This window comes from Amycolatopsis sp. cg9, from assembly GCF_041346945.1.
GTDB lineage: Bacteria > Actinomycetota > Actinomycetes > Mycobacteriales > Pseudonocardiaceae > Amycolatopsis.
On sequence record NZ_CP166850.1, the window covers coordinates 9,063,547 to 9,087,527 of the forward strand.

The 23,981-nt window shown below is 72.0% G+C and carries 24 protein-coding genes; 8 read left to right on the forward strand and 16 right to left on the reverse strand.

Going from position 1 to position 23,981, the window contains the following annotated elements; all coding sequences use genetic code 11:
* The first annotated feature begins 33 nt into the window (after positions 1–33).
* Together AB5J73_RS41570 and AB5J73_RS41575 are read left to right on the forward strand one after the other, a co-directional pair.
* Positions 34–1,791: a glycoside hydrolase family 3 protein gene (locus tag AB5J73_RS41570; protein WP_370964493.1), complete on the forward strand. Its 1,758-nt coding sequence runs from the start codon at positions 34–36 to the stop codon at positions 1,789–1,791.
* Positions 1,791–2,711: an alpha/beta hydrolase gene (locus AB5J73_RS41575; RefSeq protein WP_370964494.1), complete on the forward strand. Its 921-nt coding sequence runs from the start codon at positions 1,791–1,793 to the stop codon at positions 2,709–2,711. The genes AB5J73_RS41570 and AB5J73_RS41575 overlap by 1 nt, the downstream gene beginning before the upstream one ends.
* 42 nt (positions 2,712–2,753) lie before the next feature.
* Here the strand turns inward: AB5J73_RS41575 and AB5J73_RS41580 are convergent, their stop codons facing one another.
* Together AB5J73_RS41580 and AB5J73_RS41585 are read right to left on the reverse strand one after the other, a co-directional pair.
* Positions 2,754–3,443, reverse strand: a complete 690-nt coding sequence (locus AB5J73_RS41580) for a response regulator (protein ID WP_370964495.1) — start codon at positions 3,441–3,443, stop codon at positions 2,754–2,756.
* Positions 3,430–5,070 carry a sensor histidine kinase gene (locus AB5J73_RS41585; protein WP_370964496.1) on the reverse strand — a complete coding sequence of 547 codons (1,641 nt, stop codon included), beginning with the start codon at positions 5,068–5,070 and terminating at the stop codon, positions 3,430–3,432. The genes AB5J73_RS41580 and AB5J73_RS41585 overlap by 14 nt, the downstream gene beginning before the upstream one ends.
* A 648-nt stretch (positions 5,071–5,718) precedes the next feature.
* Between AB5J73_RS41585 and AB5J73_RS41590 the strand changes: the two genes are divergently transcribed.
* The 3 genes from AB5J73_RS41590 to AB5J73_RS41600 all read left to right on the forward strand — a co-directional run bounded on the left by AB5J73_RS41590 (position 5,719) and on the right by AB5J73_RS41600 (position 7,773).
* On the forward strand, positions 5,719–6,489 hold the full coding sequence (locus tag AB5J73_RS41590; protein WP_370964497.1) for a BTAD domain-containing putative transcriptional regulator: 771 nt from the start codon (positions 5,719–5,721) through the stop codon (positions 6,487–6,489).
* 69 nt (positions 6,490–6,558) lie between these two features.
* A complete protein-coding gene (locus AB5J73_RS41595) occupies positions 6,559–7,344 on the forward strand; it encodes an SDR family NAD(P)-dependent oxidoreductase (protein ID WP_370964498.1) in 786 nt (261 codons plus the stop codon).
* Between the two features lie 18 nt (positions 7,345–7,362).
* Entirely contained in the window at positions 7,363–7,773 is a 411-nt protein-coding gene (locus tag AB5J73_RS41600; RefSeq protein WP_370964499.1) for a lipocalin-like domain-containing protein, read from the forward strand.
* Positions 7,774–7,840: 67 nt separating this feature from the next.
* Here AB5J73_RS41600 and AB5J73_RS41605 read toward each other — a convergent pair whose 3' ends face one another.
* The 5 genes from AB5J73_RS41605 to AB5J73_RS41625 form a co-directional block, all read right to left on the reverse strand.
* Entirely contained in the window at positions 7,841–8,812 is a 972-nt protein-coding gene (locus AB5J73_RS41605) for an aromatase/cyclase (protein ID WP_370964501.1), read from the reverse strand.
* Positions 8,813–8,814: 2 nt separating this feature from the next.
* Entirely contained in the window at positions 8,815–9,066 is a 252-nt protein-coding gene (locus tag AB5J73_RS41610) for an acyl carrier protein (protein WP_370964503.1), read from the reverse strand.
* Positions 9,067–9,068: 2 nt separating this feature from the next.
* Complete coding sequence (locus tag AB5J73_RS41615; RefSeq protein WP_370964505.1) at positions 9,069–10,277, reverse strand: ketosynthase chain-length factor; 1,209 nt, start codon at positions 10,275–10,277, stop codon at positions 9,069–9,071.
* Positions 10,274–11,539 carry a beta-ketoacyl synthase gene (locus AB5J73_RS41620; protein ID WP_370964507.1) on the reverse strand — a complete coding sequence of 422 codons (1,266 nt, stop codon included), beginning with the start codon at positions 11,537–11,539 and terminating at the stop codon, positions 10,274–10,276. The genes AB5J73_RS41615 and AB5J73_RS41620 overlap by 4 nt, the downstream gene beginning before the upstream one ends.
* 121 nt (positions 11,540–11,660) lie before the next feature.
* A complete protein-coding gene (locus tag AB5J73_RS41625; protein WP_370964509.1) occupies positions 11,661–12,578 on the reverse strand; it encodes an MBL fold metallo-hydrolase in 918 nt (305 codons plus the stop codon).
* 137 nt (positions 12,579–12,715) lie between these two features.
* On the opposite strand from AB5J73_RS41625, the gene AB5J73_RS41630 reads away from it, so the two are divergent.
* On the forward strand, positions 12,716–13,138 hold the full coding sequence (locus AB5J73_RS41630) for a nuclear transport factor 2 family protein (RefSeq protein ID WP_370964511.1): 423 nt from the start codon (positions 12,716–12,718) through the stop codon (positions 13,136–13,138).
* 35 nt (positions 13,139–13,173) lie between these two features.
* On the opposite strand, the gene AB5J73_RS41635 is transcribed toward AB5J73_RS41630, so the two are convergent.
* The gene (locus AB5J73_RS41635; RefSeq protein WP_370964513.1) at positions 13,174–14,538 is read right to left on the reverse strand and encodes an FAD-binding oxidoreductase; all 1,365 of its coding nucleotides are present in this window, start codon (positions 14,536–14,538) and stop codon (positions 13,174–13,176) included.
* 115 nt (positions 14,539–14,653) lie between these two features.
* A complete protein-coding gene (locus AB5J73_RS41640; RefSeq protein WP_370964515.1) occupies positions 14,654–16,165 on the reverse strand; it encodes an MFS transporter in 1,512 nt (503 codons plus the stop codon).
* Between the two features lie 241 nt (positions 16,166–16,406).
* On the opposite strand from AB5J73_RS41640, the gene AB5J73_RS41645 reads away from it, so the two are divergent.
* Positions 16,407–17,549 (forward strand): nucleotide disphospho-sugar-binding domain-containing protein, encoded by a 1,143-nt coding sequence (locus AB5J73_RS41645; RefSeq protein ID WP_370964517.1) that lies wholly within the window; start codon positions 16,407–16,409, stop codon positions 17,547–17,549.
* Between the two features lie 16 nt (positions 17,550–17,565).
* Here the strand turns inward: AB5J73_RS41645 and AB5J73_RS41650 are convergent, their stop codons facing one another.
* Positions 17,566–18,426 carry a sugar phosphate isomerase/epimerase family protein gene (locus tag AB5J73_RS41650; protein ID WP_370964519.1) on the reverse strand — a complete coding sequence of 287 codons (861 nt, stop codon included), beginning with the start codon at positions 18,424–18,426 and terminating at the stop codon, positions 17,566–17,568.
* 63 nt (positions 18,427–18,489) lie between these two features.
* Here AB5J73_RS41650 and AB5J73_RS41655 point away from each other — a divergent pair, with 63 nt between their 5' ends.
* On the forward strand, positions 18,490–19,059 hold the full coding sequence (locus AB5J73_RS41655) for a TetR/AcrR family transcriptional regulator (protein ID WP_370964521.1): 570 nt from the start codon (positions 18,490–18,492) through the stop codon (positions 19,057–19,059).
* Here the strand turns inward: AB5J73_RS41655 and AB5J73_RS41660 are convergent.
* From AB5J73_RS41660 to AB5J73_RS41685, 6 genes are read right to left on the reverse strand one after another with little or no spacing between them, the layout of a single operon-like run.
* Positions 18,991–19,956 (reverse strand): NAD-dependent epimerase/dehydratase family protein, encoded by a 966-nt coding sequence (locus tag AB5J73_RS41660; protein WP_370964523.1) that lies wholly within the window; start codon positions 19,954–19,956, stop codon positions 18,991–18,993. The genes AB5J73_RS41655 and AB5J73_RS41660 overlap by 69 nt on opposite strands.
* Positions 19,957–19,976: 20 nt before the next feature.
* On the reverse strand, positions 19,977–20,840 hold the full coding sequence (rfbA, locus tag AB5J73_RS41665) for a glucose-1-phosphate thymidylyltransferase RfbA (protein WP_370964525.1): 864 nt from the start codon (positions 20,838–20,840) through the stop codon (positions 19,977–19,979).
* 34 nt (positions 20,841–20,874) lie between these two features.
* Complete coding sequence (locus tag AB5J73_RS41670) at positions 20,875–21,195, reverse strand: hypothetical protein (protein ID WP_370964527.1); 321 nt, start codon at positions 21,193–21,195, stop codon at positions 20,875–20,877.
* Positions 21,196–21,222: 27 nt separating this feature from the next.
* Positions 21,223–21,627 carry an alkyl sulfatase C-terminal domain-containing protein gene (locus AB5J73_RS41675; protein ID WP_370964529.1) on the reverse strand — a complete coding sequence of 135 codons (405 nt, stop codon included), beginning with the start codon at positions 21,625–21,627 and terminating at the stop codon, positions 21,223–21,225.
* Positions 21,624–22,871 (reverse strand): cytochrome P450, encoded by a 1,248-nt coding sequence (locus tag AB5J73_RS41680; protein ID WP_370964531.1) that lies wholly within the window; start codon positions 22,869–22,871, stop codon positions 21,624–21,626. Before AB5J73_RS41680 ends, AB5J73_RS41675 begins: the two co-directional genes overlap by 4 nt.
* A complete protein-coding gene (locus tag AB5J73_RS41685; RefSeq protein ID WP_370964533.1) occupies positions 22,868–23,920 on the reverse strand; it encodes a methyltransferase in 1,053 nt (350 codons plus the stop codon). Before AB5J73_RS41685 ends, AB5J73_RS41680 begins: the two co-directional genes overlap by 4 nt.
* Positions 23,921–23,981 lie beyond the last annotated feature (61 nt).

Genomic DNA, 23,981 nt, shown 5'->3' on the forward strand with positions numbered 1-23,981 from the left:
GTTCTGCCCCGGCCGCCGGTCAGGATCGGCGGCATGTTCCCCTACCAGGACCCGGGTCGGCCCGTCGCGACGCGCGTCCGCGACCTGCTCGGCCGGATGACGCTGCCGGAGAAGGCCGGGCTGCTCTTCCACGCTCCGGTCGCCGTCACCCCTGACGGCGGTTTCGTCGAGGAGCCGGCCGGCCCGCTGCCCACCGCACCGACAACGGAAGTGGTGCGGGACGAGCACGTCCGTTGCCTGTCGCTGATGGCGCCGGTCCCGGCGGGCCTGCTCGCCCGCTGGCACAACGAGGTTCAGCGGCTCGCGGCCGGCAGCCGGCTGGGCATCCCGGCGCTGGTGTCGTCCGACCCGCGGCACTCGGCGAACGAGAACCCGCTGACGTCGGTCCCGTCGGGCGGCTGTTCCCGCTGGCCCGAACCGCTCGGTTTCGGCGCGCTGGCCGACGAAGCCGTCGTGCGCGCGTTCGCCGGGGTGGTGCGCGCCGAGTACACGGCGGTCGGGATCCGGCTGGCCCTGCACCCGATGGCCGACCTGGCCAGCGAACCGCGCTGGTGCCGCACCTCGGGAACGTTCGGCGCCGACCCGGCGCTGGTGGCCCGGCTGTCGGCCGCGTACGTCGAAGGCCTGCAGGGCAGCGAGCTGGGGCCGGATTCGGTCGCGGCCATGGTCAAGCACTGGCCGGGCGCGGGTCCGCAGGCCGGGGGCGAGGACGCGCACTTCGCCTCCGGCAAGGACCAGATCTACCCGGACGGGCGCTACGAGGAGCACCGAGCCGTCTTCCGCCCGGCGTTGCGCGCCGGTGCGGCCGCGGTCATGCCCTACTACGGGCGCCCGGTCGGCGTCCCGGGGCTCGCCGGCGTCGGGTTCGCCTTCGACCGCGAGGTGATCGCCGGGCAGCTGCGCCGCGACGAGGGCTTCGACGGCCTGGTGTGCACCGACTTCGGGCTGCTCACCGACGCGCGGCTGCCGGACGGCTCGGTCTGGCCCGCCCGCGCGTGGGGCGCCGAGCACCTCGACGTCGCCGATCGGGTGCTGCGCCTGCTCGACGCGGGCGTCGACCAGTTCGGCGGCGAGTGGTGCCCGGACGTCGTGGTGGGACTGGTGGAGTCGGGCCGGGTCCCGGAGGCGCGGATCGACGAGTCCGCCGGACGCGTCCTGGCGCTGATGTTCCGGCTCGGGTTGTTCGAGAACCCCTACGTCGACGAAGACCACGCGGTGGCCACCGTGGGCCGGGCCGACTTCGCCGCCGCCGGGGCCGACGCGCAACGCCGGTCGATGGTCCTGTTCGCCGGGACGCTGCCGCTGGCACCGGGAATCCGGTTGTACGCGGAAGGAGTCGACCCGGGAGTCGCCGGCCGCTATGCGTCCATAGTGGACAAGGTCGCCGATGCGGACGCGGCGCTGGTGCGGATCGGCACGCCGTACGAGCCGCGGTCGCGCCTGCCCGAAGCGTTCTTCCACCAAGGGCGGCTCGACCTGCGCGAGGAGCACCGCGAGCACCTGCTGGCGCTGGCAGCGGCGGTGCCCACGGTCGTGGCCGTCTTCCTCGACCGGGCCGCGGTCATTCCGGAGCTCACCGGCGCCGCGGCGCTGCTGGCCGACTTCGGCGCGGCCGACGACGCCGTCCTCGACGTCGTGTTCGGCCACGCCACCGCCGAGGGGCGGCTGCCGATCGAGCTGCCGTCGTCGATGGCCGCGGTGGAAGCGCACCCGGAGGACCGGCCGGGCGGCACCGCGGACCCGCTGTTCCCGATCGGGCACACCGCCCGCGTTGCCGAGAGGCAGGCCTGATGCCCGTCCATCCGCTGCTGGTGGCGAAATTCCCGCTGCTGGAAGGGTTCCCGTCGTTCGGCGCGCTGCTCGCCGACCCGGCGTTCGCCGAGTTCGAGCGTCCGCCGGTACCCGACGACCCGCCTGCGGTGTCCACAACGGACGTTCAGGTGCCCGGGCCGCACGGTCCGGTGCCGGTGCGGATCTACCGGACCGGCACCGGCGACGGTTCGCCGTGCCTGGTGTGGCTGCACGGCGGCGCGTTCCGGATGGGCGACCTGGACATGCGGGAAGCCGACCGGGTGGCCCGCGAGCTGGCGCACCGGGCCGGGATCGTGGTGGTGAGCGTCGACTACCGGCTCGCCGTCGGCCGGGTCCGCTACCCGGTGCCGCACGACGACGTCGTGGCGGCCCTGCGGTGGGTGCGCGACCACGCGGCCGACCTGGGCGTCGGCCGGATCAGCGCGGGCGGCGCGAGCGCGGGCGGCAACCTGTCGGCGGGCGCGGCCCTGCGCCTGCGCGACGACGACGGCTGGCTGCCCGCGGCGCTGGCACTGGTCTACCCGGTGCTGCACCCGCAGCTGCCGCCCGCGCCGGCGTCGCTGGCGGCGCGGATGGCCGAGATCCCGAAGATCCTGCACTTCCCGCCGGCGGCGGTGCGGGAGACGACCGAGAACTACCTGGGCGGGCCGGTGAGCCTCGCGGACGGCTACGCGATGCCGGGCTTGGCCGTCCTGGAGGGGTTGTGCCCGACGCTGGTGCTGACCGCGGAGTACGACGACCTGCGCGTGTCCGGGCAGGTGTTCGCCGGGCAGCTGGCGGAGGCCGGCGTCGACGTGCGGCACGTGGTGGTGCCGTCGATGCTGCACGGGTTCCTGAACCTGCCGCCCGCGATCGACGAGGTGGGCCGGGCGGTGGACCTGATCATCGAGACCGTGTGAACGGGTCCGTTCAGGTCCGGGGAGGTCAGGGTCCCGGCGAAGTCACCCGGCCGGGGGCGCGTCGTGGCGGAGGTACGCCAGTACCGCTGTCACCCGGTGGTGGAGTCCCGGTTGTTCCCCCAGCCCCAGCTTCGCGAACGTCGAGTTGACGTGTTTCTCGATGGTCGATTCGGCCAGCACCAGCGCCTCCGCGATGGCTCGGTTGTTGCAGCCCTGGGCCATCAGGCGCAGAACGTCTTTTTCGCGCGGGGTGAGCTGGGCCAGCGGTGACGTCACCGTGCGCGTGTGGCTGTGCATGAGGACTTCGACGATGCGCGGGTCGATCACCGAACCGCCCGTGGTGACTTCGTGGAGGGCCCTGACCAGTTCGTCCAGGTCGCCGACGCGCTCCTTGAGCAGGTAGGCCAGCCCGTCCGTGCCGTGCTGGAACAGGGCGAACGCGTAGTGCTCGTTGGCGTGCTGGGAAAGCACCACCACGCCGATGCCCGGATGCCTCGTGCGGATGCTGTGCGCCGCCGTGATGCCCTCGAGGTGGTGGCCCGGCGGCATGCGGATGTCGGCGATCACCGCGTCCGGCCGCTCGTGGTCGACGGCCGTCAGCAACTCCTCGGCCGTGCCGACCGTGGCCAGCACCGTCACCTCGCCGGAATCCTCGAGCAGCCGGCGGGCGCCCTCGCGAACCAGGTAGTGGTCGTCCGCGATGAGGATTCGCAGGCGCTCACGCGTTGACATCGTGGACGACCTCCCGGGCCGGCAGCCGAGCACGCACAGTGGTACCTCCGGTGGTGGCGGGCGTGACCTCGAGCTCCCCGCCGACGGCCGCGACCCGGTCCCGCAGCCCGATCAGGCCGGTGCCTTCGCGGTGGCCCGGTGGCAGACCGGCCCCGTCGTCGGTGACCTCGACCAGCAGCGACCCGCCGGGCAGCGAGAAGCGCACCGTCGCCCGTGACGCCCCGGCGTGCTTGAGCACATTCGTCAGCGCCTCGGAAACCAGGAAGAACACCGCCTCCTCGATGTCGACCGGCAACCGCGTGGACTCCAACGGCGGCTCCGTCGTGACGGTGACCGGGATCGGGGCGCGGCGGGCGCGCGACCGCACCGCGGCGACCACACCCTGGTCGGTGAGCTCGGCCGGGTGGATGCCGTGGGCCAGTTTCCGCAGGCCCTCGATCGCGCGATTGGCGTCGTCTTGAACTTCGTTCAGCATCACGTCGGCTTGCTCGGCGCGGCCCACCAGCTTGTTGCGGGCCAGCCGCAGCTTCGCGACCAGGGCGACCAGCTCCTGCTGCACGCCGTCGTGCAGGTCCCGCTCGATCCGGCGGCGTTCGCTGTCCTGGGCGTGCACGATGCGGGTCCGCGACGCGGCCAGCTCGGCCGCCTGGCACTGGATCTGCGCCACCCGCGCGGCCAGTTCGAACGACAGGCGCACCGCGTACGCCGCGACGAGAGCGATCACGGCCAACGCGGCGGGCAGCAGTGTTCCCAGCTGCGTGCCGATCACGCCGGCGATCCCGACGGCCCAGAGCCCGAGGAGGAGCCAGAGCATCCCGTACCGGGTCGTCCAGCGCACGCCCAGGTTGATCCCCAGCAGCCGGTACCGCACGATCGCCACCAGCAGGGCGGTCGCCACGACCGCGAGGGCCAGCAACGCCGCGCCCGTGACCAGCGGATCGGGCGGCCGCAGGGAGATGTCCCACTTCCGCAGGAGCACCAGCGGCGCCGTGCTCACCCCGGCGATCAGCGCGCCCATCCCGAGCAGCCGGCGCCACGACCGCTGCCGGGTGACGGGAAGCCGCGCGTACCGGATCGCCTGCAACACCGCGGCCACCAGCAAGAGCAGCCAGATCGCCAGCTGGAGCTGCGCCACCGGCGGTGGCCGGCCCGTGAAGTAGTTGAGCAGGTACAGCGGGGGCAGCGCCCAGAACGCGCGCAGCGCGACCCGTTCGTGGGGGTACCGGTAGCGCCCGTCCGGCACCAGCGCGACCAGGCTCACCACCAGCACCACCACAACGCACTGCATGACGCCGACGCACTGGACGTAGATCTGCGCCCACCAGGGCAGCAGCCACAGCGACGCCCTGGCGTCGTCCGGGAACAACCGGAGCGCGCCGTTGGTCACGGCACCGGTCATCGCCACCACCGTGCCGGTGACCAGCACCCTGCGCGCCAGCGGATGGGCCGGTGCGCGCCACCACACCACCACCCCGGTCACGAAGAACGGCAGTGTCAGCGCGAAGACGATCGGGACGTTGCGCATCCCCGGCGCGGTCAGGACGAGCACGGCCGCGACGAGCGCGCTCGCGGCGCCCACCGCGGCCAGCGCCCACATCCCCGCCGCCCGCTCCCCCTCGTGCGTCACCGCCCCATCATCCCGCCCGTTCCCCGCCGTGGCCATCCCGTTTCCCGCGCCCGCACCTGGAGGTAAACCTCCATTCGGAAGCGGAGCCAGCCGGGTGTTCCCCGCGCACGCACGACGCCACGGTAGGGAGACCGACGGGGGATGCAGGGGGTGAATTCGACGTGATTTCCGCCACGCCCCGGCACGCCCCCCTCGATGATCACTCGAATGGCGGTGTCACCCGATAATCTGCGGACGGGACACTCAATCGCGATAGCCGCAGCCAGGGGGAGAGCGTGCTATATCATGCGCCGAGTCGGCCTTCTCGGGATTCACGATGGATATCTTTCACCTCTCCTCGTCGATGAAATCGGGTATCGGCAGGGAAAGGGGGTATCGATCCGAATACAGCTCGACGAGATCGACCAAACTCAAGGAATTGTCGCAATTCACACGCGATGACGCAGTGACTCGCCGGCCTGCCCGCCGGGGTTGATCGGCTGCCTCAGCTCGTCATTCGACGACCAGCCGGCCCGCGAAATCCGCGCTGCCGCACCATCTTGCCGACCGCAGCAGGCCGTCTTGCCCGCGCATCGCCGCGCACCTGCGTCATCGGCCTCTCGACATGGCCGACACCAGGCTGCATCGTCAATTTTTCCGGGGGAGATAATGACGGACGACAACGCGCTGATCCGCCTCCTTGGCTCCTTGGAAGTGGCCCGCGTCGAAAACATCACCGCTGCCAAGCTTCGGCAGGTTCTCGCACTGCTGGCCGTGAATGCGAACACGGTGGTGAGCACGGAACAACTGATCGACGAATTGTGGACGGACGAGCCGCCCCGCACGGTGCGGACGGTTCTGCAGACCTACATCTACCAACTGCGCAAGCTGTTCGCCGAAGCCGCGGCGAACGGAATCGGCGCCGACCTGCTCGTCACGCGACCGGGCGGGTACGTCCTCGACCTGCCGCGTGAAGACATCGACGTCTTCCGGTTCCGGAACCTCGTGGACCGCGGCAAGGAAGCGCTCGCGCGCGACGAGCCGGGACGAGCGGGCGATCTGCTGCGGGAGGCGCTCGACCTGTGGCGCGGCCCGGTGTTCACCGACGTCGACCTCGGGCCGAGCCTGCGGGGTCTCGCGGCCTACCTGGACGAATTGCGCCTGGAGGCCCTGACCCTGCGCATCGAGGCCGACTTCGGCAGCAACCGGCACCGGGAGATCGTCGGCGAGCTGCGGTACCTCGTGGCCCACCACGAGCTGCACGAGTCCTTCTACGTCCTGCTCATGCGCGCACTGCACGGATCGGGGCGGCGGGCCGACGCACTGAGCGTTTTCGGGCAATTGCGCCGCGTGCTCGACGACGAATTGGGCATCGAGCCTTCGCTCGAGGCCAGGCAGGTCCAGACGGAGATCCTGACCAGCGCCTGCAACACGCATTGACCTGCGGTCGAGGCGTGCTTGTGACGCTGGCGGCACCCGACGAACACGACGAGGAACAGGGGAGAATTCATGGCTGAGCGCGCACGACCGGTCGCCCTGGTCACCGGGGCGACGAGCGGAATCGGCCTCGAAGTGGCGACTGCTCTCGCACGGCGCGACATGGCGGTGTTCCTGTGCTCACGCACGCCGGACGCGGTCGAAGGCACCGTGAAGGACCTGCGGGGCCAAGGCCGCACCGTCGACGGCGTCCCGGCCGATGTGCGGTCTCCGGAGGAGATCCGCCGGCTCGTGGAGCGGGCCGTGGCGCACTTCGGGCCGATCGACGTCCTGGTGAACAACGCCGGACGGCCCGGCGGCGGGGCGACCGCCGAGATCACCGACGAACTGTGGTGTGACGTCGTGGAGACGAACCTGAACAGTGTTTTCCGCGTCACCAAGGAAGTTCTCACCACCGGCGGCATGCTCGAACGCGGGCGCGGACGGATCGTCAACATCGCGTCGACCGGCGGGAAGCAGGGCGTGGTGCACGCGGCGCCCTACTCGGCCTCGAAGCACGGCGTGGTCGGGTTCACCAAGGCGCTCGGGCTGGAACTCGCCCGCAGCGGCATCACGGTCAACGCGGTCTGCCCGGGCTTCGTCGAGACGCCGATGGCCGAACGGGTGCGCGAGCACTACGCGGACATCTGGGGTGTCGACGAGTCCGAGGCGCACGACCGGATCACCAGCCGGGTGCCGCTCGGGCGTTACGTCGAGCCGAGCGAGGTGGCCGCGATGGTCGAGTACCTGATCTCACCGGGCGCCGCCTCGGTCACCGCGCAGGCGCTCAACGTCTGCGGCGGGCTCGGCAACTACTGATCCCGGCGAGGAGGACCGATGCTTTCGGAGCAGGACCTGATCGGGGTCTGGCGGCTCACCGCGCACTACTACCACCACGAAGACGGCTCCCGCTCCGAAGGCCCGCTCGGGAAGGGCGCGGACGGGGTGCTGATCTACGACGCCACCGGCTGGATGGGGGTCGGCATGATGCGCACGGAGTCCGTGACCGCCACCGCGGACGCCGGCGCGGGACCGCCGCCGTCGTTCTACCTGGGCTACACCGGGCGGTGGCGGGTCGCGGGCGACGAGGTCGTGCACGAGGTCGCCGTCGGCTCCCACCCGCGGGTGGTCGGCACGGACCAGGTGCGTGAGGCCCGCCTGCACGACGGCGGGCTCAGCCTCCGCCGTCCGGTTTCCCCCGGCTCGACGCGGTACATCGTCATGGACTGGTGCCGCGCCGGGGAATGACCGGCGCACGAGACGACACCGGCGGGCACGGATTTCCGTGCCCGCCGGTGTTCGTGTACGCGGCCCCTCACTCCACGGACGGGAGCACGCCGGGCGCGGGGTGCGGCGGGAGGACCCGGCCCTGGAGGTGGGCGAACGCCCCGGCGTGGCTGAGGGTGGCGCGCCCGTTGGCGCCCAGGTTCTCGCGCAGATAGGCCCGCGCGTCGGCCAGTGTGCTGTGCTCCCCCAGCTGCGCGCGGGCGGCCTCGGGGTCGATCGCGACGGTGTGCGTCGCGGTGGCTTCCACCCCGCGCCCGACGCGGCGGAACGTCCAGTGGCCGCTGTGGCCGAGCAGCATCGCCGGCGGCACGAGCTGGGTGTAGGCGATGCTCTCCCCGGGGTGGCAGACGCGGATCGACCGGGTGGTGTGCGCGGTCCCGTCCGCGGTGATCGTGTCCATCTCCATGTGCTGGACCCCGGCCGCGTCCTCGGTCAGCTCGACGCGGGCCACGTGGGGCAGCCGGTCGGGCCACAGATCACTGCGGTGGACGAACTCGTAGACGTCCGCCAGCTCGCCGTCCAGCACGACGGTGTCGGAGAAGGTGTCGATCACCTCGTCGACCGGGTGGCCGAGCTCGGTGATGCGGCCCAGCGCCGCGAGCTCCTCGGTGCTGTTGCGGTCCACCGCGGCGACGAGGGTGTCGCGGGCGCTCGCGTCGGTCACCGAAAACCGGTGGTCGAGCACGACTTCGGTGCCCCCGTAGCCGTGCGGCTGGAACGACCACGTCCCGCTCATCGCCGCGACCGGGGGCCGGCTGTGTTCCTGGCGGAACTCGATGCGCCGCGCCACCGGGTCGAGGTCGCGGCGGGAGATCCACGCCGCCACCTCGCCGGCGACGACGGCCCAGAGCCGGAACCGCTCCGCGCGCTCGTCGCGCTCCAGGTGGTGCACGTGGACGGTCGGCCCGAACACCACCGGCCACCGGGAGACGTCCGCGACCACCCGGTAGACGTCGTCCGGCGGGGCCGCGATCACGCGTGTGTGCGTCGTGTGCTCCACGGTCACACCGCCGCGAGCCGGCGGTTGACGAGTGCGAGCAGCTCTTCGGGGGTCTCGACCTCGAGGATCTGCTCGTCCGGGATCACCACGCCGTAGTCCAGCTTGAGCCGCGCGGCGGTCTCGATGAGGGCGAGCGAGTCATAGCCCAGATCGTCGAACGGCGTCCGTGCGGCGTGCTCGAGCCGGGCGACTTCTTCGCCCGAGCAAGCGGCCAGGATGGCGCAGAGGTTGTCCAGGCTCATCGCGTTGGTCATGATCAGCTCCTGTTCTCGGGGGTGCGGAGGACGACGGCCGAGTTGAAGCCCCAGCGGCCGCGGGCGAGGACGAGGGCGGTGTCGACGTCGACTTCCCGCGGGGTGTCGAGCACCAGGTCGATGCCGTACTCCTCGGGCACGGCGCCGGTGGCGAAGGTGGGCGGGACGACGTTTTCGCGAAGGCTCATCACCGCGGCGGCCACGTCGAGCATGCCGCCGCCGGAGAACAGCCGGCCGGTGAGCGCTTTCGGGGCGGTGACCGGGACACCGCGCGGGCCGAACACCTCGCGCAGCACCCCGGCTTCGGCCCGGTCGAGTGCGGGAACCCCGGCGGCGTCCGCGAACACGACGTCGACCTCGTCCGGGCGGACCCCGGCGTCGGCCAGCGCGAGCTCGGCGGCGCGCCGCAGCCCGGGCGGGCGCCCGGTGCCGGGAGCGGGGTCGAAGGTGTTGGCGTAGCCCGCGATCCGGGCGAGGCCGGGAACGCCGCGGGCGCTCGCCGCATCGGGGTCTTCGACGATGACGACGGCGCCGCCCTCGCCGGGCACGTAGCCGGCCGCGTGCTCGTCGAACGGCCGATACGCGCCAGGGCCGCTGCACACCCGGCCGCTGGACAGGTGCGAGACCCAGCCCCACGGGTCGACCGCGGAGTCGACACCGCCGCTGACCACCAAGGGGATTCCGGACCGGACGGTCCGCCGGGCCTGGCCCAGCGCGTCGAGACCGCCCGCCTGCTCGGCGACCAGGGCGAAACCCGGACCGCGCATTCCGTGCCGGATCGAAATCTGCCCGGTGTTCACCGCGTAGAACCACGCGAAGGACTCGTAGGCGCTCACGTGTTCCGGGCTCTGCGCCCACAGCTTCCGGAATTCGCGGTGGGTGAACTCGAAGCCGCCCGAGGCGTTCGCCGTGACGACGCCCATCTCGTAGTCGGTCAGCCCCGCCGGGTCCACCTTCGCGTCGTCGAGGGCCCACTGGGCGGCGACGAGCGCGAACTGCGTCGAGATGTCGGTCTGGCGCATCAGCCGGCCGGGCAGGTGCTCGGCCGGGTCGAGACCGTCGACGAGCCCCGCCCACCGCGGGAGGTCGCCGGGGACGTCGAACCGGTCCAGCTCCCGGATGCCGCTGCGGCCGGTGAGCGTCGCCTCCCAGAACGCGGGCGTTCCGGCACCGTTCGGGGCCACCACCCCGAGGCCGGTGATCACACTCATGCCGCTCCCTTCTCCCGGGCGAGCACCATCGCGCTCTGGAACCCGCCGAAACCGCTGCCGACGGTCAGCACCGTGTCGATGGTGTGCTCGCGCGCGACCTTCGGGACGTAGTCCAGATCGCATTCCGGATCGGTGACCTCCAGGTTCGCCGTCGGCGGCACGACCTGGTTCTCGATGGCCAGCAGGGACGCGGCGATCTCGACCGAGCCGATGGCGCCGAGCGAATGGCCGATCATCGACTTGATCGAGCTGACCGGCGTCCGGTACGCGTGTTCGCCGAGGCTGCGCTTGAACGCCGCGGTCTCGTGGCGGTCGTTCTGCTTGGTCCCGGAGCCGTGCGCGTTGATGTAGTCGGTCGCGGCCGGGTCGAGCCGCGCCTGGTCGAAGCTCGCGCGGATCGCCTCGGTCATCTCCCGGCCGTCGGCCTTGAGCCCCGTCATGTGGTAGGCGTTGCAGCGCGTCGCGTACCCGGCGACCTCGGCGTAGATCCGCGCCCCGCGGCGGAGCGCCGCGTCGCGCTCTTCCAGCACGAAGACCGCGGCGCCTTCCGCGAGCACGAAACCGTTGCGGGTGCCGTCGAAGGGGCGCGACGCGGTACGGGGCTCGTCGTTGTAGGTGGTCGTCGCCTTGATCGCGTCGAAGCTGGCGACCACGATCGGGGTGATCGGGGTGTCCGACGCGCCGGCGACCATGACGTCGGCGCTGCCTTCGCGGATCAGCGCCGACGCGTGCCCCACCGCGTCGATACCCGACGTGCAGCCGTTCGACACCATGCCGACCGGGCCCTCCGCGCCGGTCGCCCAGGCGATTTCCGCCGGCATGATGCTGGGGATCAGGTAATCGAACATGTGCGGGGAAAGGTGCTCGGTGTCCATCACCTCGCGCCGCCCCGAATCGGAGAGCACCAGGTATTCCTGCTCCAGGCTCGTGGCGGCGGCGACGGCGCTGCCGAGGCTCACCCCGACCCGGCCCGGTTCCCAGGCCGCCGGCTCCAGCCCGCTGTCGGCGACCGCGTCCCGCGCGCACACCACCGCGAACTGCGTCGCGCGGTCCATCCGCCGGACCTCGCGCGGGGTCAGGCCCTCCGCCGCGGCGTCGAAGTCGACTTCGGCGGCGACCTGCGAACGGTACGGGGCGGGGTCGAAGAACGAGATGCGCCGGGTGGCGGTCCGGCCGTCCGAGAGCAGTTCCCAGAAAGCGTCGCGGCCCAGTGCCCCGGGTGCGCGGACGCCGACTCCTGTGATGACGACCCGGCGGTTCACGAGTCCGTACCGAATTCGTCGTTCATGTCCATCCCTTTCTCACGGGTCACCGCTCTTTCCTGCTGTTCGGAGAAATTAGGGCCGATTCCTCGATCGGCGCTCTACCCGGGCTGGACGCCGATCACGCGTGGCAGGCGGGGACACCGCCGTGCAGCGCGACCAGGTCGGCGAACATCCGATCGACCTCGGCGAACGCACCCTGGCCGCCGCCGCGCAATTCCGCGAAGGCCCGGTGCAGGTTCGGGGCCAGCCGTTCGCGGTCGAGCAGATCCCCGAACTCCCCGAGATCCGCGTCCCGGGCCGCCTCCAGGGGCGACCTGCCCGCGTCGGACGCCGTCCGCGCGAGGTCGACGAGCCAGGACAGGTACCGCTCGCCCTGGTCGAGCAGTTCCGGGCCGCCGACCGGCCCGTGGCCCGGCACGATGGTCGCGGCGTCGAACTCCCGCAGCCGCGCGAGCGCGGCGCGCAGGCCGGCCACCGAGCCGGTGAGCACGAACGGGGTCACCCCGGACATGACCAGGTCACCGGCGAACAGGACCCGCTCGTCCGGGAGCCACACCACGGTGTCGCAGCCGCTGTGCGCCGGCCCGAACGAATGCAGCTCGACGCGTTTTCCCCCGGCTCGCAGGGTCAGCGGCCCGGTGAACGTCAAGTGCGGCAGGACGAGTGCGAGTTCGCCCCACCCGACGTCCGGCCACAGGCCGGTCAGGTGCAGGCCCGCCTCCTCGGCCTCCTGGCGAGTGCGTTCGTGGCCGAGGACGAGGGCTTCGGGGAAGACGAAATTGCCGAACGTGTGGTCACCGTGCGAATGGGTGTTGACGACGGTGCCCGGCGGGCCGCCTGCCACCCGGACCACGGCGTGGCGCAGTGCCCGGGCGCGGGCTTCGGTGGCCGCGGTGTCGACGAGCACCGAGTGGTCGCCGGCGACGATCAGCCCGGCGTTGTTCAGGCACCAGCCGCCGTCCGGCTGCAGGTGGGCGTGGACGCCGTCGGCAACCTCGACGAGGCCCGAGGCGGCGGGGTCGGAAACAGCAGACATACCCGCACCGTCGCCGAGGCCGCTCGATCGCCGCTCGACCGGTCCTCACCGCGCGCCCGGGCCACCGGCGTTCGACCGCCGGTAGAGCGCGCGGTGGAACTCTCGGCGCGACACCCACGTGCGATCAGGGAGAAGCCATGATCACTGCCGCGACGCTCGACCCGGACACCTTGCACACCCGCGCGCAGCGGTTCTACGCCGCGCAGATGCAGCGGCTCGACGAGCGCGACATCGAGGGGTACGCCGGAACCTTCACCATCGACGCGGAGTTCTCGCACACCCCCGGCCGGCCGCCGTCGCGCACCCGCGCGGGCATCGTCGAGGACCTGCACGAGTTCCACCGGCGGTTCGCCGACGACCCGATGCAGCGCCGCCACTGGGTCGGCATGATCGACCTGGCGCTGGCCGAGGACGGCTCGATCGGCTCCACCGCCTACTGCCTGGTGGTGAAGGTCCGCCCCGGGCAGCCGCCGGAATTCGTCAGCACTGTCGTCCACGACGTGCTCGTCGAGATCAACGGGAAGCTGTTCACGCGCTCGCGCCACGTCTCCTACGACTGAGCCCGGGCCACGGCCACCCCGGCGCCGCCGCGGCCTCAGCGGATGTTGTGGTTGACCCGGAACAGGTTGTGCGGGTCCCAGCGACGCTTGAGTTCGCGCAGGCGCACCCAGCCCTCGGGAGCGTAGGCGCTCGCGACGGCGTCGGGGGCGACGTCCGACGTGCCGAGGAAGGTCGGGATCCGGCCGCCGGTGAGATCCGGTGCAAGCGTGGTCAGCAGCGTCCGGTGTTCGGCCGCGATGGCGTCGGCGTGCGCCGCCGACGCGGCGGGATTCGTGATGTACAAAGCGAAACCGGCATCCCGGTTGGCGATCGCGTTGGGCGTCGCGGGAGCCTTCGAGAAGTGTCCGCCGAGGTGACGCACTTCGATCAAGCCGGGCGACAGCACCACTCCGGGGCCGACGGCCCGCAGGATCCGGTCCGCTCCCCCGGCGTCGAGTTCGCCGAACAGCCCGCTCGCGGAAACGAACGCGCCCGGCCGGGTGGGGCCTGGGATGAGCGCGTTGATCCGCGCGACGGGGTGCGCGGTCACGGTGTCGTCGTCGGGTGACAGTGCGCGGAGCCCGGCGAGTTCACGCCGGCCCGAGGACGCCGATCCGACGTGGACGACGTTGACCACCAGCTCGCACCGGTCGTGGGGGTCCATCGGCGGCGGAAGCCGGCGGAACACGGCCACCGACGTCGTGGCGTCGGAGACGGTACGGGTCCAGGCGAGGAAGCCGTGGAACGCGCGCGCCGCCGAGCCGCCGCCGAAAGTCAGCGTGCCCGCGTACACCTCGGAGACCGGCATGAGGTCGAGGACCAGCGACGTCACGACCCCGAAGTTGCTCTTGCCGCCGCGCACGGCCCAGAAGAGCTCCGGCTCCTCGTGCGCCGTCAGGCGTCGCCGGCGGCCGTCCGGGGTGATCAGCTCGATCTCCCGGACGTTGTCGGCGGCGTACCCGTACTGACGGCCGAGGAACGAGACTCCGCCGCCGGTGATGTAGCCGGCGACCCCGACGTCGCCGGTCGAGCCGATCGGCGGGGCCAGCTGCCGGGGGGCCGTCGCCGCGACCACCCGGTCCCAGGTCGCCCCGCCGCCGACGCGCGCCGTCCGGCCGTCCGGATCGACCTCGACCTCGTCCAGGCGGCGGACGTCGACGAGCAGGCTGTCCCCCGGGGCGCTCAGGCCCATGCCGTGGCCCGTGGCCTGGACGGCGACCGGGATCCGCAAGTCACCCGCGACCCCGACCGCGCGGGCCACGTCCTCGGCCGACCCCGCCCGGACGATCGCCTGCGGACGGTGATCGGTGAGGGTGTTGAACGAGGCGCGGTCGTGGTCGTAGCCGGGCTCTCCGGGAGCGGTGACCGGGGATTCGAGGATGTCGCGCAGGCGCGTCACGAGGTTCGACGTCGGTTCCACGGCGTCTGGTTCTCCTTTGCGGGGAAGGGGAAACGCGGCCACGGCGTGCGTCCCCCGACCCGTGGGGGTGCGGGTCGGGGGACGCACGGCGGCCACGCCGGTGGCGGTCGGTCGGTCAGTGCCGGGCCATCTGCTGGGCTTCGTTGAGCGGGTGCCCGACGACGCGCGTGGTCACGAGCGCGGACACCAGGAAGCCGAGGAGCGCGAAGCCCGCTGCGATGTAGAACGCCAGCTGGAAACCGGCCAGCAGCGACTCGGGTGTGGCGACCGGGGCGGCCTGGTGGCTGTCGGCCCGGGCGAACGCCGCCGTCGAGAGGATGGCGAGCCCGAGCGCGCCGCCCACCTGGTTCGTGCTGGTGACCAGGCCGGACGCCAGCCCCAGCTCACCCTCGCCGCTCAGATCCTGCGTCGTCGCGGTCACGGAGCTGACCAGCAACGTTCCCAGCCCCACACCGGCCAGCAGCGCCGGGCCCAGCACGTCGACCCAGTAGCTGCCGTGGAGGCCGATCTGGGCCAGCCAGAGCAGGGCGACGACGAGGAGACCGAACCCGCCCATCAGCAGCGGCTTGAACCCGGCCTTCGTGACCAGCTGCGAGGACATCGCGGCGGAGAACATGACCGCGATCGCGAACGGCAGGAACGCGACCCCGTTCTGCAGCGCGCTGAAGCCGAGCACCTGCTGCAGGTACAGGGAAAGGAAGAAGAACGTGCCGAGCATCGTGCTGGCCAGCAGCAGCGCGCAGATCGCGCCGCCGGTCACGTTGCGCCGGGCGAACACCCCGAGCGGCACGAGCGGCGAGGGGTGGGTCCGTTCGATCAGCAGGAACACCACCAGCAGGACGACCCCCGCGGCCAGGGTCGAGAGCGTCACCGGCGCGGCCCAGCCGGCCTGGTCCGACTTGACGACGCCGAAGATCAGCAGCCCGAGCCCGGCCGTCACCGTGATCGCTCCCCAGGGATCGAGCGGGAGCCGCTCCGCCGTGCGGGCGGCGCTGACGCGGCGCAGCGTGAGAACGGCCACCAGGAGCAGGACCGGGACGTTGACGAGGAACACCCAGCGCCAGCTCAGGGTGCTGGTCAGCAGCCCGCCGAGCAGCACGCCGGTGGCGCCCGCGGCACCGGACAGGCCGCCCCACAAGCCGAACGCGCGGGCGCGGGCCGGGCCGGTGAAAGTCGCCGTGAGGATGGCCAGCGCCGAGGCCGACAGCATGGCCGCGCCCATCCCCTGGACGATCCGGGAGACGACGAGCATCGCCGGGCTCGCCGCGAGACCGCAGGTGAGCGAGGACAGGCCGAACACGACCAGCCCGGTCAGGAAGACCGTGCGCCGCACGAAGAAATCGGACGCGCGGCCGGCGAGCAGCAGCAGCCCGCCGAAGGTCAGCAGGTAGCCGTTGAGCACCCACTGCAGGCCGGTCCCGGAGAACCCCAGGTCGGTCTGGATCGACGGCAGCGCGATGTTGACGATCGTGTCGTCGAGGACGCACATGAACTGCGCCAGGCACAGCACCACCAACACCAGCACCCGGCCGCTCACCTGATCGCTGGGCCGAGCGGAGGTCGCGCTGGGGGCGGGTTCGCCCGCGAGGGCGACGGCGTCCGAGTCGGGTTTTTCGTTGCTGGTCATGACTCCCTCTGGATTCGGAGTGGGTTCCGATGTCACTGCGCTGGGCCGGCACCGCTCCGGCGACCCATGAGGAACCGTAGCTCCGGTTCCGGTTCAGCGTCAAGCCGGGTCCCCGGTGCACGCGGCACCCCACCGCCGATCGAGCGCCGGTAGAGCGGCCGCTGGCACGGTCGTCCCGACGAGCGGCGGGTGCTCCGCACCCCTCGGCAGCCGCACCACGTCGATGAAGGGCGGGTTTCCCGTGAGGACCTTGTTCGTCGCCGCCGGGTTCAGCCCGGCGTCGGTATTCGCGCTGGCCCCGCTGGCGACATCCCTGCGCAACGCCGGGCACGAAGTGATCATGGCCGCGTTCGACGAGCTGACCCCGACGATCACGGCCGTCGGGCTGCCCGCGGTCTCCTTCGAGACCGGCGAGACCACCATGAGCATCATGACGATGGACCGGCCGGGTGGTCCGATCCACTTCCCCACGGCTCCGGACGAGGAAGCCTGGTTCCTGGGGGCGTGGTTCGGCCGCCAAGCCGCCGTCGGTCTCCCCGGCCTGGCGGCGTTCTCGCGCCGGTGGCGTCCCGACGTCGTCGTCGGCGGCACGCTCGACTACACGACGGCCCTGCTCGCGGCCACCCTGGGCATCCCGCACGTCCGGCAGGCCTGGGACTGGCTGCCCCTCGACGAAGCCCACCCGTACGCGGACGCCGAGCTGGCCCCGGAACTCGCCGAGCTGGGCCTGGACCGGGTTCCCCCGCCGGACCTCCTGGTGGACATCTGCCCGCCCAGCCTGCGACTGTCCGAAAGCGACGGTGCCAGGACGATGCGCTGGGTCTCCGGCAACCGGCAGCGCAAGCTCGAACCCTGGATGTACACGAGGTCGTCGCGGCCTCGCGTCTGCGTCACCCTCGGCAGCCGGCGCGAAGCGGACAGCGGCGGCGGCGAATTCCTGGCCGACCTGGTGGGCCGCCTCGGCTCACTCGATGTCGACGTGGTCGTGGCCGCGACCGAATCCCTCGCCGCGGAACTACGCACCCGGCACCCCGGCGTCCACGCGGACTGGCTGCCCCTCGAATTCATCCTTCCCACCTGCGACGTCATCGTCCACCACAACGGCGGGCTGACGGCGATGAACGCGATGGACGCCGGAGTCCCGCAGGTCATCCTCGACCGGTTCGAGCTGCTCCGGAAGTCGACGGACCGGATCGAGCGGCACGGGTCGAGCCTGGTGCTCCCGGGCGAGGACAACTCGCCGGAGGCCATCGCCGGTGCGTGCGCGAAGATCCTGGCCGGCCCGGGGTTCGCCCGCCAGGCCCGCGCGCTGTCCGCCGAGATCCGCGCCCTGCCCGCCCCACCCGAGATCGTCGCGGACCTGGCGGAACTCGCCGCGTCCTGAACCGGCCGGGTCGCCCTCAGTGGTTCTCGGTGAGGGCGGCCGCCAGCGCCGAGTACGCCGCCCCGGCCGCCCGGGCCGGCGGAAGGCGGCGGTACCCGGCCTCGAGCACCTCGACTCCCCACCCCGCGTCGTAGCCGTTCCGGCGCAGGGTGCGGACGAACCCGGCGATGTCGAGTTCACCCGAACCGGGCAGGCCCCGGTGCTCGAAGCAGTCGGTGAAGAAGTCGGCGGCGGGCTCGGCCGTCCCGTCGGACAGTTCGACCGAGGCGATCCACTCCGGCGGGAAGTCCCGCACGGCGTCGGCGCCGAGGCCGGCGCGCGAGATCTGCCAGTTGTCGAGCACGACCCCGGCGGCGGGGTGGCCCGCGCGCCGGACCAGGTCGAGGGCCTGCGCCGGGGTCGCCACCGCGCACACCGAGATGGGCTCGATGCCGACGCGCGTCCCGGCGTCGGCGGCTTGGCCTGCCAGCTTCGCGAACTCGCCGACCAGGGGGCCGACGTCGGCGGCCGGCCCGATCGGCGGGATCACCTTGATCAGGTCGGCCCCCAGCGCGCCGGCCGCCTCCAGCAGGGTTCGCCGCCGGGCGTCCGAGGCCGCGCGCTGCTCGCCGGTCGACGCCCAGCCGCTCAGGGCGTCGAGTTCCAGGTAGCGGATGCCGTGGTCGTCGAGGAGCGCGCGGACCCCGGCGTCGCCGTGCCGGTCGCGCGCGATCACCAGATCGGGGACGTTGATGCCGAAACCGTCGAAGCCCGCCGCCGCCGCGGCCGCGACCCGGGCGCGGATGTCGTGGGGACTCGTGGCGGTGACATCGCCGGGCACCGTGGCGCCGGCCGTGGTCCAGCAAGTGGCCACCCGACGTGGGCCTTCGCGCGTCATGAGCTGTTCCCTTTCCTCCGGAGGTGCGGAACCGTGCTTCCGCTTGCGGTAGAGTGGAGACCGATGACCGAGACCTCACGCCCCCTGCGCGCCGATGCCCGCCGCAACCGCGAGCGCATCATGCGCAGCGCCCAGGAGCTGTTCGCGCGCCGCGGGCGGGAGGCGCAGATGGATGAAATCGCGGAGCACTGCGGTCTCGGTATAGGCACGCTCTACCGGCACTTCCCCAACAAGGAAGCGCTGCTCACCGCACTGGTCCGCGAACGCTTCGACGGGATGGCCGAACTCGCGCGCCAGGCCGAAAAGCGGTCCGATCCGCGCGAAGCGTTCGAGACGATCCTGCGGACGTACCTCGAGGCGGCCGAGGGCGACGCCACCTTCCAGCTCGCGCTCATGGGCTCCACCGACTTCGACTGGGACGCCATCGAGGAGGAGAAGCTCGTCTACGCCGAGATCGTCGCGCGGATCATCGAGCGCGCGTGCCGGGCCGGGGCGGTGCGGGCCGACTTCGGCCTCGAAGACTTCCGGGTGATCGTCCGCAGCGTCATGGCGACGATGTACTTCTCACCGGGCGGGGCCGCGGACTGGCGGCGGCACCTGGCCCTCGTCCTCGACGGCGTGTGGCCTCGCTAGGCAGTGCCGCCACGTGTCGGCGAGGCCGTCGGCGAGCGCGATCCGCGGCCGCCAGCCCAGCACTTCCGCGGCCCGGCGGACGTCCAGCCAGGAGTCCTGGCGGTCGAACGACCGCGCCGGCTCCCGTTCGCACGTGAGCGCGCGGCCGACGACAGCCTCGAACCGCCGGTGCAGTTCGTGCAGTGACGTGCCCGTTCCCGTACCGATGTTCAGCACGACCGGCCGCTTTTCCGCACGGAGCACGGAAGCGCGGCGCGCGACCGCGAGCAACGCGTCCGTGACGTCGGCGATGTGGACGTAGTCGCGCCGCGAATCCCCGTGCCCGATGATTCGCACCGGCTTTCCCGCGAGCACGGCTGCCATCCAGTGCCCGATCACCCCGTAGCCGGCGCTCGCGCCCTGCCCCGGACCGTAGAAGTTGGCCACTCGCAACACGACCGGCGAGACGCCGTCGGCCGCCGCGGCCACCACCTCTTCCTGCGCCAGCTTCGCCCGGCCGTAGGCCGTCGCCGGGTTCACGGCGGACAGCTCGTCGTGCGGTGGTTCCCGGGTCGCGTCGTACACCGTTCCGCCCGAGCTTTCGAGGGCGAAGACGGGGCGCCGCCCGCTCACCGACAACGCCGTGAGCAACGCGCGCAGTTCCGCCAGGACCTCGGCGCCCCGTCCGGGCTGCCGTTCCGCGACCGCCGGGCTGATCCGTTCCGGCACGAAGAACACCACGTCCGCCTCGAGGAGGTCCGGATCGGGAATCCCGTCGCGCAGCGCCGGACGTTCACCGGTGCAGGCGAGCGTGGGGATTCCGCCCCGCGACAGCGCGCGCACCAGGCAGGCGCCGATGAAACCGTCGGCACCGATCACCGCGGCCGTCTTTTCGTTCCCCTTGCCGGGCAACGGCATCGCCCCTCCTGTCGTCGAAACTAGGCGGCCACCGCCATGATGTAACGGCCGTACGAAGAATGGGAAAGCTCGTGACCGAGGCGGTAGCACGCCTCCCGGTCGATGAAGCCCATCCGCCAGGCGATCTCTTCGAGGCAGGCGATCCGGACGCCCTGGCGGTGTTCGAGGGTCTGCACGTACTGGCTGGCGTTGATCAGCGCGTCGTGCGTTCCGGTGTCGAGCCAGGCGAAACCCCGGCCGAGGGGAACCAGCCGGCACCGGCCGCGGTCGAGGTAGTGCCGGTTCACATCGGTGATTTCCAGCTCGCCGCGCCGCGAGGGCGTGAGCCGGGCCGCGATGTCGACGACTTCGTTGTCGTAGAAGTAGAGCCCGGTCACCGCGATGTTCGAACGCGGCTCCGCCGGCTTCTCCGTCAAGCCGACCGGGTTGCCCTCGGCGTCGACCTCGACCACGCCGTAGCGCTCCGGATCGCTGACCGGGTAACCGAACAGCACGCAGCCGTCGAGGCCGCGGACGGCGGCGCGGACCATCCGCCCGAACCCGGGGCCGTGGAAGACGTTGTCCCCCAGCACGAGCGCGACCGCGTCGTCCCCGATGTGCCCGGCGCCCAGGACGAAGGCGTCGGCGAGGCCGCGCGGCTCGTCCTGCGCGACGTAGCCGAACCGCACGCCGAGCGCCGAACCGTCGCCGAGGAGGCGGCGGAACGATTCGACGTACTGCGGCGCGGAGATGATCAGGATGTCGGTGATCCCCGCCAGCATGAGCACCGAGATCGGGTAGTAGATCATCGGTTTGTCGTACACCGGCAGCAGTTGTTTCGAGGTGCCGAGCGTGATCGGGTGCAGGCGGGTGCCGTGGCCGCCGGCCAGGACGATCCCCTTCACCGTTTCCCTCCCCGGCGGTGCCCGGACGCGGCGGTCACCGCGTCTCGTCTTCGCTGTTGACCCAGACCACCCGGTACGGGAACGCGCTCATCCAGTGCTCGATGTGCCGGGCCAGCGGCGGGTGCGCGGCGAGCTTCTCCAGCGCGGCGAGGTCGGCGCAGCGCACTTCGGCGATCGCGGAGGAGACGAAGACCGGCGCGTGGCTCTCGTCCCCGAGCGGGATGTGCTCGCGGCAGGCGAACGAGTCGGCGATGCCCGAACCGGTGATGATGTCGGCGAGTTCGCCGAAGAACCGTTCGCGGTCGGCTCCGGACATCGCGTCGGGGAAGGAAAAGACGAGGGTGTGGGTCAGCATCGGGTGTCTCCTCGCGTTCGGTCCGGGTCACCATCGCGTCCTCGCCCACAGCGCCGCCGCGGCGCGCGCGTAGTGGCCGGCTTGCAGCACCAGCATCAGTTCCAGCAGCTTCGCCTTGTCGCCCGTCACGGCGAAGCGGCCGGTGACCAGTGCGGTGGCGACGTGGAGCTCGCCGGTCTGGAACGCGACGAGGTCGGCGTAGGTGGCCGTGATCGTGAGGTCGGGGTCCGCCGTCCGGCCCCGTGCGGCCGCCACGATCGTGCCGCGGCGCACCACCCAGTGGTGGTCGATCACGCCCTCGGGGGTGTCCGTCGCGTGGAACTGCAGCCGGAAGTCGGCCCGCGCCGGGGGCGCCGGGGCGGCCGTGGTCAACCGGGTCAGCTCCGCCAGGTATTCGGCGGAAAGGTAGGGCACCGCCGTCTCGACGGTCATGCCGCCCGGCCTTTCCCCTCGCGGACGGCCATGGCTTCGACCTGCGGGAACGCGACGCGCGGCCGGTGGCGCAACGGCTCGGCCAGCTCCAGCCGCGGGAACCGGCGCAGTACCTCCGGGAACACGACCTCGGCCTGGAGCTTCGCGAGCCGCCACCCGGGGCAGGCGTGGATGCCGGCCCCGAAGGAGATCGGGCCGCTCTCCGCGCGGGTGACGTCGAAGCGGTCCGGGTCGGTGAAGTGCGCCGGGTCGCGGTTGGCCCCGGCGATCAGCACCATCAGGCGGGCCCCGGCGGGGATCGCGACTCCCCCGATCACCGTGGTCTCGTCGGTGGTGCGGGGAACCATGTGGGCCGGTGGGTCCATGCGCAGCACTTCGTCGATCGCCGGCCCCACGAGGGCCGGGTCACCCCGGACCAGGTCGGCCTGGTCCGGGTTCTCGATGAACAGCCGGATGCCGTTGGTGAGGAAGAACGTCGTCGTCTCGCTGCCCGCGGCGATGATCATGTGGCACATCTGCACGAGCTCCGCCCGGCTCAGCCGGGCGTCCTCGTCGTCGGTGTCGATCAGGGCGGAGAGCAGGTCGTCGCCGCGCGAACGGTGCTTCCGCGTGACCAGGTCGCCGTAGTAGTCGTCGAGGAAGTCCGCGGCCCGGTCCGCCGCCCGCAGCTCCGAGGCGGTCATCCCCAGCTCGAACACCCGCTGGAAGTCCCGGATCGGCTCGCGCAGCAGCGGAGCCTCCTCCTGGGGCACCCCGAGCAGGCCGGCGACGACGCTGAGCGGCAACGGGAAGCAGAAGTCGTTGCAGATGTCCCCGCCGCCGTCGCGGACGATCGGTTCCAGCAGCTCGCCGGCCCGCCGTTCGATGAAAGCCCGGTGCGCCAGCACCCGTTTCGACGTGAACGCCCGGTTGACGATGCGCCGGAGCCGGGTGTGCTCGGGCGGGTTAGCCCACAGCATGGTCGAGCCGAGCTTGACCAGCGCGGGGTGCCGCTCCCACTCGCCGGTGAACCGCCCGGCCATGAAGGTGTGCACGTCCTTGCCGACGCGCTTGGCGCGCAAGGCCGCGTTCGCGTCGTCGTACCGGGACACCACCCACGTCCCCAGGGTGCTGCGGTGCACGGGCGCGGCCTCGCGCAGGCGGCGGTAGCGCGCGTGCGGGTCGATCCGGCCCTCGGGGGTGAACAGCAGCTCGGCGAACGCCTCGTTGGCCGCGTGCTCGGCCGCGGGGCTCACCGTCGTCACGGGACGATCGCCTCGACCACGTGCAGGAGCGGGGGCACCGGGGTGACGCCTTCGAGCCGGAGGCCGGCGCGCTCGATGAGCGACGTCACGCCCTTGCGCGTGTGCCGGCGCCCGTTCGTGTTGAGCAGGAACAGCAAGTCGATCCCGGTGGCGTACCGGATCTCCGGGCTGTCGTCGACGAGGTTGGTGATCATCAGCACCCGGCTGCCGGACCGTCCGGCGCGCGCGGCGTTGCGCAGCGCGGTCACCGTCCACTCGTCGTCCCATTCGAGGATGCTCTTGAACTGGTAGACGTCCGCGTCCTTGACCGGGACGTCCTCCAGGCAGTCGCCCGCGAGCACCCGCGACCGCCCGGCGAGCGCGCCGCCGGGCCGCAGCCGCGGATCCGGCTCGGCCACCGCCGCGGGCAGGTCGACCAGGCTCCCGTGCAGGTGCGGGTTCGCTTCCAGGATGGTGGAGAGCGTGTAGCCGCGGCCGCCGCCGACGTCGACGAAGGTCCGCACGCCGCTCAGGTCGAACGTCTCGGCGATGGCCGCCGAGGTCAGGCGGCTGAGCTCGGTCTGGGACCGGTTGAAGATCTCCGTCGATTCCGGCCACTGTGCGTGCAGGTGCGAGAAGAAGCCGTCGCCGTGCTTCCCTTCGAAATCGCCGCGGCCGGCGCGGACGGCGTTTTCCAGATCCGGCCACAGGTCCCACACCCAGAGCTCGGTGACCCAGAGGACCCAGTACTTGAGCCGCTGCGGGTCGTCCTCACGCAGCAGGCGCGACATCGGCGTGTGCACGATCCCGTCCGCGGTCTCGTCGAAGACGCCGTAGGGACGCAGGACGCGCAGCAGGCGTTCCAGGATCGGGCCGCTGACGTCGAGGGACTTCGCGAGGTCGTCGATGGTGGTGGGGGCGTCCCCGAGGCCGTCGGGCAGCCCGACCCGGATGGCGGCCCGAAGCGCGGCCGGCGCGGCGGAGGCGAGGGAGACATCACGCAGCGTCGTGATCGCCGACGAGTCCGGCACCGCGCGGTCGCCCGGCGGAATGCTCCGGATGATGGTCATCTGGTCACCTCTCCTGTGACTGGCGAGATCTTCCGGTTCACCGTCGACGGCCGAACCGAGG

Excerpts from the sequence above, each read along its gene's own strand:
- AB5J73_RS41610 (WP_370964503.1), bottom strand. The coding sequence starts at position 9,066 with ATGACCAACGCGATGAGCCTGGACAACCTCTGCGCCATCCTGGCCGCT.
- AB5J73_RS41575 (WP_370964494.1), top strand. The coding sequence starts at position 1,791 with ATGCCCGTCCATCCGCTGCTGGTGGCGAAATTCCCGCTGCTGGAAGGG.
- AB5J73_RS41630 (WP_370964511.1), top strand. The coding sequence starts at position 12,716 with ATGATCACTGCCGCGACGCTCGACCCGGACACCTTGCACACCCGCGCG.
- AB5J73_RS41655 (WP_370964521.1), top strand. The coding sequence starts at position 18,490 with ATGACCGAGACCTCACGCCCCCTGCGCGCCGATGCCCGCCGCAACCGC.
- AB5J73_RS41615 (WP_370964505.1), bottom strand. The coding sequence starts at position 10,277 with ATGAGTGTGATCACCGGCCTCGGGGTGGTGGCCCCGAACGGTGCCGGA.
- AB5J73_RS41675 (WP_370964529.1), bottom strand. The coding sequence starts at position 21,627 with ATGACCGTCGAGACGGCGGTGCCCTACCTTTCCGCCGAATACCTGGCG.
- AB5J73_RS41660 (WP_370964523.1), bottom strand. The coding sequence starts at position 19,956 with ATGCCGTTGCCCGGCAAGGGGAACGAAAAGACGGCCGCGGTGATCGGT.
- AB5J73_RS41590 (WP_370964497.1), top strand. The coding sequence starts at position 5,719 with ATGACGGACGACAACGCGCTGATCCGCCTCCTTGGCTCCTTGGAAGTG.
- AB5J73_RS41570 (WP_370964493.1), top strand. The coding sequence starts at position 34 with ATGTTCCCCTACCAGGACCCGGGTCGGCCCGTCGCGACGCGCGTCCGC.
- AB5J73_RS41580 (WP_370964495.1), bottom strand. The coding sequence starts at position 3,443 with ATGTCAACGCGTGAGCGCCTGCGAATCCTCATCGCGGACGACCACTAC.
- AB5J73_RS41600 (WP_370964499.1), top strand. The coding sequence starts at position 7,363 with ATGCTTTCGGAGCAGGACCTGATCGGGGTCTGGCGGCTCACCGCGCAC.
- AB5J73_RS41650 (WP_370964519.1), bottom strand. The coding sequence starts at position 18,426 with ATGACGCGCGAAGGCCCACGTCGGGTGGCCACTTGCTGGACCACGGCC.
- AB5J73_RS41625 (WP_370964509.1), bottom strand. The coding sequence starts at position 12,578 with ATGTCTGCTGTTTCCGACCCCGCCGCCTCGGGCCTCGTCGAGGTTGCC.
- AB5J73_RS41685 (WP_370964533.1), bottom strand. The coding sequence starts at position 23,920 with ATGACCATCATCCGGAGCATTCCGCCGGGCGACCGCGCGGTGCCGGAC.
- AB5J73_RS41640 (WP_370964515.1), bottom strand. The coding sequence starts at position 16,165 with ATGACCAGCAACGAAAAACCCGACTCGGACGCCGTCGCCCTCGCGGGC.
- AB5J73_RS41595 (WP_370964498.1), top strand. The coding sequence starts at position 6,559 with ATGGCTGAGCGCGCACGACCGGTCGCCCTGGTCACCGGGGCGACGAGC.
- AB5J73_RS41670 (WP_370964527.1), bottom strand. The coding sequence starts at position 21,195 with ATGCTGACCCACACCCTCGTCTTTTCCTTCCCCGACGCGATGTCCGGA.